Annotated in this window: 7 protein-coding genes; 5 read left to right on the forward strand and 2 right to left on the reverse strand. The window is 70.3% G+C overall.

The annotated features are described in order from the left end of the window. The first annotated feature begins 200 nt into the window (after nucleotides 1-200). The 5 genes from CKO28_RS09615 to CKO28_RS09635 all read left to right on the forward strand — a co-directional run bounded on the left by CKO28_RS09615 (nucleotide 201) and on the right by CKO28_RS09635 (nucleotide 4,753). Nucleotides 201-1,700 carry a leucyl aminopeptidase gene (locus tag CKO28_RS09615; RefSeq protein ID WP_200340509.1) on the forward strand — a complete coding sequence of 500 codons (1,500 nt, stop codon included), beginning with the start codon at nucleotides 201-203 and terminating at the stop codon, nucleotides 1,698-1,700. 159 nt (nucleotides 1,701-1,859) lie between these two features. Then, nucleotides 1,860-3,101 (forward strand): ATP-binding protein, encoded by a 1,242-nt coding sequence (locus tag CKO28_RS09620; RefSeq protein ID WP_200340510.1) that lies wholly within the window; start codon nucleotides 1,860-1,862, stop codon nucleotides 3,099-3,101. Between the two features lie 33 nt (nucleotides 3,102-3,134). Further along, on the forward strand, nucleotides 3,135-3,584 hold the full coding sequence (locus tag CKO28_RS09625) for a DNA polymerase III subunit chi (RefSeq protein WP_200340522.1): 450 nt from the start codon (nucleotides 3,135-3,137) through the stop codon (nucleotides 3,582-3,584). A gap of 87 nt (nucleotides 3,585-3,671) precedes the next feature. Further along, nucleotides 3,672-4,118 (forward strand): protein tyrosine phosphatase family protein, encoded by a 447-nt coding sequence (locus CKO28_RS09630; protein ID WP_200340512.1) that lies wholly within the window; start codon nucleotides 3,672-3,674, stop codon nucleotides 4,116-4,118. Between the two features lie 212 nt (nucleotides 4,119-4,330). Beyond that, the gene (locus CKO28_RS09635) at nucleotides 4,331-4,753 is read left to right on the forward strand and encodes a hypothetical protein (RefSeq protein WP_200340514.1); all 423 of its coding nucleotides are present in this window, start codon (nucleotides 4,331-4,333) and stop codon (nucleotides 4,751-4,753) included. 164 nt (nucleotides 4,754-4,917) lie between these two features. Here the strand turns inward: CKO28_RS09635 and CKO28_RS09640 are convergent, their stop codons facing one another. Together CKO28_RS09640 and CKO28_RS09645 are read right to left on the reverse strand one after the other, a co-directional pair. Next, complete coding sequence (locus CKO28_RS09640; protein ID WP_200340516.1) at nucleotides 4,918-6,297, reverse strand: ferredoxin reductase family protein; 1,380 nt, start codon at nucleotides 6,295-6,297, stop codon at nucleotides 4,918-4,920. A 208-nt stretch (nucleotides 6,298-6,505) separates the two neighbouring features. Further along, nucleotides 6,506-6,689: hypothetical protein (locus CKO28_RS09645; protein ID WP_207168784.1), on the reverse strand; the 184-nt coding region annotated here is incomplete at its 5' end.

The following is a 6,689-nucleotide window of genomic DNA, read 5'->3' on the forward strand; positions in this document are numbered from 1 at the left end:
GGACTATAGGGATGGCACGGCGCCCTCACAACGTTCCATCGCCCGGGGTTTCGTGGACAGGACTCCACCGGGGCGGCGCGATCGCCTGGCGCATTGACAGGTGCGTGCGGCCGCGGCTATCGCAAGTTTAGGATGTCCGCCCGTTGGCCCGCGGGCGCGGACGTTCCGGACACACCCCAGTCGAAAGGCTCGCCCCGCCCATGAAGGTCGCCTTCACCAGCCACGCCGTGCCGGCCAGCCACGCGGTCTGCGTCGGCGTGTGCGCCGACCGGACGCTGACCGCGAGCGCCCAGAAGCTCGACGACGCCACCGGCGGCGCGCTATCGCGCGCGGTCCAGGCATCGGGCAAGTTCAAGGGCGATAAGCGGCAGGTGCTGGAGCTGCTGGCGCCCGCGGGGGTGGAGAACAGCCGCGTGCTGCTGGTCGGCCTGGGCAAGCCGGACGAGCTGGACGCGGGCGACCTGGAGGCGATCGGCGGCGAGCTGGTCGCCAAGCTGAACGCCGTGGGCGAGAGCCAGGCGACGTTCGTGCTGGACCCGCTGGCCGGCGCGCCGCTGAGCGCACCGCAGGCGGCCGCCCGGCTCGCGCTCGGCGCGCGGCTGCGCAGCTATCGCTTCGACAAGTACCGCACCCAGGAAAAGGCCGAGGACAAGCCGACGCTCGGCCAGTTCACGGTCGCGCTGTCGCACAAGAAGGACGCCGAGAACGCCTACCAGCCGCTGGAGAAGGTCGCCGACGGGGTCGAGATGACCCGCGATCTGGTCAGCGAACCGGCCAACGTCCTGACCCCGGAGAACCTGGCGGCGGAGTGCCGCAAGCTGGAGGAGCTCGGCGTCGAGGTCGAGGTGCTGGACGCCAAGGCGATGCGCAAGCTCGGCATGGGCGCGCTGCTCGCCGTCGCCCAGGGCTCCGACAAGGACCCCAAGCTGGTGACCATGCGCTGGCACGGCGGGTCGGGCAAGAAGACCCCGCTCGCCGTGGTCGGCAAGGGCGTGTGCTTCGATTCCGGCGGCATCTCGCTGAAGCCGGCCCAGGGCATGGGCGACATGAAGTGGGACATGGGCGGCGCCGGCGTCACGGTCGGCCTGATCAAGGCGCTCGCCGGGCGCAAGGCCAAGCTGAACGCCGTGGGCGTGGTCGGCCTGGTCGAGAACATGCCGAGCGGTGCGGCCTACCGCCCGGGCGACGTGCTGACCAGCATGTCCGGCCAGACGATCGAGGTGCACAACACCGACGCCGAGGGCCGGCTCGTGCTGGCCGACGCGCTCTGGTACACGCAGCAGACCTACCAGCCGGAGACGATGGTCAACCTGGCGACCCTGACCGGGGCGGTGCTGGTCGCGCTCGGCAACCGGCGGGCCGGGCTGTTCGCCAACGACGACGAGCTCGCCCAGCAGCTCAGCCAGGCCGGCGATGCGGTCGGGGAAAAGCTCTGGCGCCTGCCGATGGACGACGACTACGACAAGGATATCAACTCCGACATCGCCGACATGAAGAACGTCGGCGACGGCCGCAACGCGAGTTCCACGGCCGCCGCGCAATTCCTGCGCCGGTTCGTCCAGAAGGGCACCAAGTGGGCGCATCTGGACATTGCCGGCGTCACCTGGTCGAGCAAGGACGCACCGACCGTGCCCAAGGGCGGCACCGGTTTCGGCGTGCGCCTGCTGGACCGGTTCGTCGGCGACCGGTTCGAGCGGTAGCGTGCGACCGGCTGCTGCCGGCCGTCATTGAAAATTCAAAAAACGGTAACCGGGCGCGCGGGCAAAAGTTTACGTCTTCTTAAAGATGCCGGCGCATCTGTGGGTATGCGCTTCGTCAGGTCGTGACCCCTTCTGCCCCCTGCTTTCGCAAGGCCGCCCGTGACCGCCAAGTCGACGATCAACCGCGACCTACCGACCCTGACCGCGGACATGCGCTGCGGCCAGGTGTTCGAGTTGATGCGGATGTACGAGAGCGGGCCGGCGCTCGCAGTGGTCGACGACCGCGACCGCCCGGTCGGCCTGATCGCCCGGCACACCCTGCTGCAGGCGTTCGCCCATCCGGTCACCTACGCGCTGTACGAGAACCGGCCGGTCCGGCTGTTGATGAACCGCGCCCCGCTGACGGTCGACGCGGAGGAGACGATCGACCGGGTTTCGGAGTGGATCGCCAACGAGCATCCCGATGCGGTCGACGAAGGGTTCATCGTGACCGCGGACAGACGCTATCTCGGGATCGGTACGGTCCTGCAGGTGCTCGACAGTTCGGTCGCGCGCGCCCGCCAGCAGATCGCCGAGCTGGAAAGCGCACGGGTCGCGGCGGAGCACGCCAACCTCGCCAAGAGCGCATTCCTGGCGAACATGAGCCACGAGTTGCGCACGCCGCTCAACGCGGTGCTCGGCTTCACCGACCTGCTGGCGAGCGGCATGGCCGGGACCGTCACCGAGCGCCAGGGCGAATATCTGCGCGACATCCAGACCAGCGGCCGGCGTCTGCTCGACCTGATCAACGACCTGCTCGACCTGTCGCGCGCCGAATCCGGCCAGCTGGACGTTGCCGATGCCCGGGTCGATCCCGCGCGCCTGATCGCGGAGGTGCAGCGCATGCTGGCCCCAAGGGCACACGCGGCCGGGGTCGAGGTGCTGAGCCAACCCGACACCCGCGACCAGATCCGCGGCGACGAACGCAAGCTGCTGCAGGTGCTGGTGAACCTCGCGACCAACGCGGTGAAGTTCACGCCGCAGGGCGGCGTGGTCACGCTCGGCGTCAGCCGGACGGCCGACGGCGGCACCGCGCTGTGGGTACGCGACACCGGGGTGGGCATTCCGGAATCCGAACTGGACAGCGTGCTGGCCCCGTTCGGGCGCGGCCACGATGCCATGGTCCGCCAGATCGAGGGCAGCGGCATTGGGCTGGCCCTGACCCGGGTGCTGGTCGAACTGCACGGCGGCAGTTTAGTTCTGGACAGCGCGCCGGGGCAGGGGACGACGGCGCAGGCCCGCCTGCCCTCCGGCCGCACCCTGCCGGCGGACCTCGACCCGGCCACGCCGGAGGCGCGCCAACCGGGGACGTCGGATCCGGACCTCCGGGACGCCCTGAGCGCAGGCGGCTGCGGCAGGTGACACCCGGCCGCCGGATGCAATAGCTTGCGCACGATGACCGAAGTGCGCTTCTACCACCTGACCCGGACCAGCCTGGAACAGGCGCTGCCGCAGCTGCTGGAGCGTGCCCTGCAGCGCGACTGGCGCGCGGTCGTCATTGCCGGCTCCGACGCCCGGGTCGAGCACTTGAACCAGCATCTCTGGACCTACGACGACAAGGGCTTCCTGCCGCACGGCTCGGCCAAGGATGGCTATGCCGAGCACCAGCCGGTCTGGCTTACCGCGGCCGAGGAGAACCCGAACGGCGCGCACGTCGCCTTCCTGGTCGACGGCGCCACCACCGACCGGCCGGAGGCGTTCGGCCTGGTCGCCGAGATGTTCGACGGCAACGATCCCGAAGCCGTGCAGGGCGCGCGGCAGCGCTGGAAGGCCTACCGCCAGGCCGGGCACGACCTGACCTACTGGCAGCAGGACGAACGCGGGCGCTGGAAAAAGGGCGCGTGAGGCCCCCGCTCTTGCCGGCCGCCGCGTGCCGGGTCATCTGCGGCGATTGAACCAGAACGACCGGACCACAGGGGAGGGCCAGCACCGATGGACGCGCGCCGGATCACCGAGAGCTTCGCCGTCGCCGGGCAGCTGCAGCCGGACGACATGCAGGCGGCGGCGCAGGCCGGCTACACCACCGTGATCAACAACCGCCCGGACCACGAGGACGGCCCCGAGCAGCCGACCGCGCAGGCCTGCGCCCAGGCGGCCGAGGCCGCGGGCCTGACCTACCACTACCTGCCGATGACCCCGGATCAGCTGAGCCCGGAACTGGTGGCGAGCTTCCAGCAGGCGCTGCGCGAAAGCCAGGGACCGGTGCTGGCCCACTGCAAGTCCGGCCCGCGCTCGCTGGTCCTCTGGGGCCTCGCCCAGGTCTGCCACCAAGGCCGGGACATCGACACGGTGCTGGATGAAGCCCGGACCCAGGGCTTCGACATCTCCCACCTGAAGCCGCTGTTCGAGGCGTTCCAGGCGCAGGCGCAGACCGGCTGAGGGCGCCGCCTCCCCAGTAAGGCTAGCCGGTTGCCCAGAGTCGTGTGAGCGCGCTAGCACGCCCTCGGCCGCGCCGCGGCCACTCTCGCCGCGGGGGAGCCGCATTGCATGCGCGGAGCCCCTTTCTCCGAAGGGGGCTAGACGCCACTTTCTAGCTCGGCGCGCGATCGCTGCGCCCAAGGGCACACAGCTTCAAAGGGGGTTTGGATATCATGTCGCGGTTTAATGTTCTGCGCGGGGTGCTCGCGATCTGGGTGCTCTGGCACCTGGCGTTCGGGGCGCTGTCGACCTTCTGGCCTGAGGTCGGCGCCAACGCGGTCGGCTGGAGTGCCGAAGGCGGCTGGAGCGACCCGCTGCTCGCGATGAGCACGCAGTATGGCATGGTCATGGTGCTGCTGGCGGGAATGTACGCGTTCATGCTGCTGGAGCCGCTGCGCTACCTCGGCCTGATCTGGGTCGCGGTGGGCGAGCAGGCGCTCGGCATCCTCTACGCCTTCTACATCTACGCCAACATGGGTCAGATCACGCCGACCCAGCTGGGCGTGCAGGCCGCCGTCAACGTGATCATCATGCTGGTGTTCGTGCTGCTCTGGTCCGGACTGAAAGGCCAGACCGGGCAGGCCAAGGCGGCCTGACCTGCGGATCGGCATCGTCAGGCGTTTTCGAGGGGCCGGGACTAGAGCAAAATCGATGAAGGTCGAGGTGACCTTCATCTTGCTCGCGCGGCCACGACCGCCATGCACGGTCGCGGCGGCGCTCCTCCCGGCCCCTTTCGTCATTCCGAGGGGCACGGATGACCTTACGAGCCGGTGACGATCCGGCCGCGCGGCACCCCCAGCCGGCGTAGGGCACGCGCGAGCGATGCCATCATCGCCGGCGGGCCGCAGACGAAGGCGCGGTGCGCCTTGCGGTTGGACGCGGGCAGGCAGGCGTCGAGCAGGTCCCGGTCGATCCGGCCGACGTGCCCGGTCCAGCCGGCCGGCGCGGCGTGCACCACGAAATGGCAGGTGAGGTTGAGCGTGCCGGCCAGGTCCGCCAGTTCCTGCCGGCAGACCAGCGCCTCCGGCGTCTCGGCGGCATAGATCAGGGTGATCGCCCGTCGGTCGCCGGCGGCCCGGAACGCCCGCAGGTGCCCCAGAACCGGTCCGATCCCAGTGCCGGCGGCGACATAGACCGTCGGGACCGGCACCTCGTCCGGCACGAAATGGCCGTGCGGGCCGTCCAGATAGGCGGGCGTGCCCGGTTCGACCCGGCCGATCGCGTTGGTGAAGTCGCCTTTTTCCTTGATCACGAAGCCGATCTCCGGGGCGTCTTCCGGCGGGGTCGAGATCGAGAAGGGATGTTCGGCACCGGCGAACGCCCCGCTGAGTTTAACCCAGGCGAACTGACCCGGACGGAAGGCGAGGCCGCGGCCGTCCTGCGGGCGCAGCCGGACCTCCCAGCTCTCCGCGCCGACCCGGTCGACCCGCGTGACCGCGTAGGGGTGCCCGGCCTGCCGCCAGGGTTGCAGCAGGTAGCCGTAGACCAGACTGCCGCCGGCCCCGGCCAGCAGGGCCGCCCAATAGCCGGCCATCGGCAGGTCGCCGCTGTAGCCGCCGGCGGTGAAGACGTGCACGGCGACCAGGGCGGTCGCGAGCCCGGCGCCGCCCGCGTGCAGCCGCCGCCAGACCTCGTACCGGCAGGACAGCAGGGTGCGGTCGATCGCGGTGATCACCAGGGCCGCGACCAGCATCCAGGCGGCCACGCCGGTCCATAGCGGCAGCGGCGCCAGGCCCAGGCTGGGCTCTGTCCCGGTGAACCAGGGCGCCGTGGCGAACCGCCGGTCAACGTCGGAATCGGTGTAGAGGAACGGGTGCAGCGCGATCAGCCCGACCATGGTGTAGGCGACCACCCGGTGCACCCGCAGCGTCCGGTCGACCCCGATCCGCCCGGAGACCCGCCGGAACCGGCCGGACAGCGCGAACTCCAGAAGCGCCACGGCGAACGCGACCAGGCCCAGCGAGGTCGCGACCTCGTCCATCACCGGCCGGTCTTGGAGCGGCACCGCGAGCGCGAGAGGGAGCAGCGCCAGCACGGCGTACAGCAGCGCCCCCGTGGGCGCGCGCAGCCCGACCCGTGCGGGCCAGCCGGGGCGTCCGGGGACGGCGCTGTTCCGCCCGGCGGGATCGTCGGCGCTCATGACCTCAAGGCGTTGTCGATCATACTGCCTGGGAAGTGGCGGCGCGCGCGGGGGCGGGCAAGCGCGCGGGCAAGCCCTCGGTTCGGCATTAGAGCAAGATGCTGAAAGGTGACACCACCTTTCAGCTGAATCTTGCTCTCTCTTCAGCCAGTTAGAGCAAAATTCACGACGAAGGTGGACTCGACCTTCATCGAGTTTGCTCTAGGGGTCAGGCGACCAGCGCGCGGGCGGCGATGCCGAGCAGGCCGACCAGCAGCGCCGCGGCGACGATCTTGGCGAGGTGCCGGTCGACGAAGCTGTCCGGACCCCCGCTTTCGCCGCCGCTTTCGCCCCCGCGCTCGTCGGCGTCGGGCTTGCGCGGGTCTTCGCTCATGCGCGCGCCTCCTCTGGGC

Source organism: Rhodovibrio sodomensis (assembly GCF_016583645.1).
Classification (GTDB): domain Bacteria; phylum Pseudomonadota; class Alphaproteobacteria; order Kiloniellales; family Rhodovibrionaceae; genus Rhodovibrio; species Rhodovibrio sodomensis.

Coding starts and splice junctions, on each gene's coding strand:
- CKO28_RS09625 (WP_200340522.1), top strand. CDS start 3,135: ATGACCGAAGTGCGCTTCTACCACCTGACCCGGACCAGCCTGGAACAG.
- CKO28_RS09615 (WP_200340509.1), top strand. CDS start 201: ATGAAGGTCGCCTTCACCAGCCACGCCGTGCCGGCCAGCCACGCGGTC.
- CKO28_RS09635 (WP_200340514.1), top strand. CDS start 4,331: ATGTCGCGGTTTAATGTTCTGCGCGGGGTGCTCGCGATCTGGGTGCTC.
- CKO28_RS09640 (WP_200340516.1), bottom strand. CDS start 6,297: ATGAGCGCCGACGATCCCGCCGGGCGGAACAGCGCCGTCCCCGGACGC.
- CKO28_RS09630 (WP_200340512.1), top strand. CDS start 3,672: ATGGACGCGCGCCGGATCACCGAGAGCTTCGCCGTCGCCGGGCAGCTG.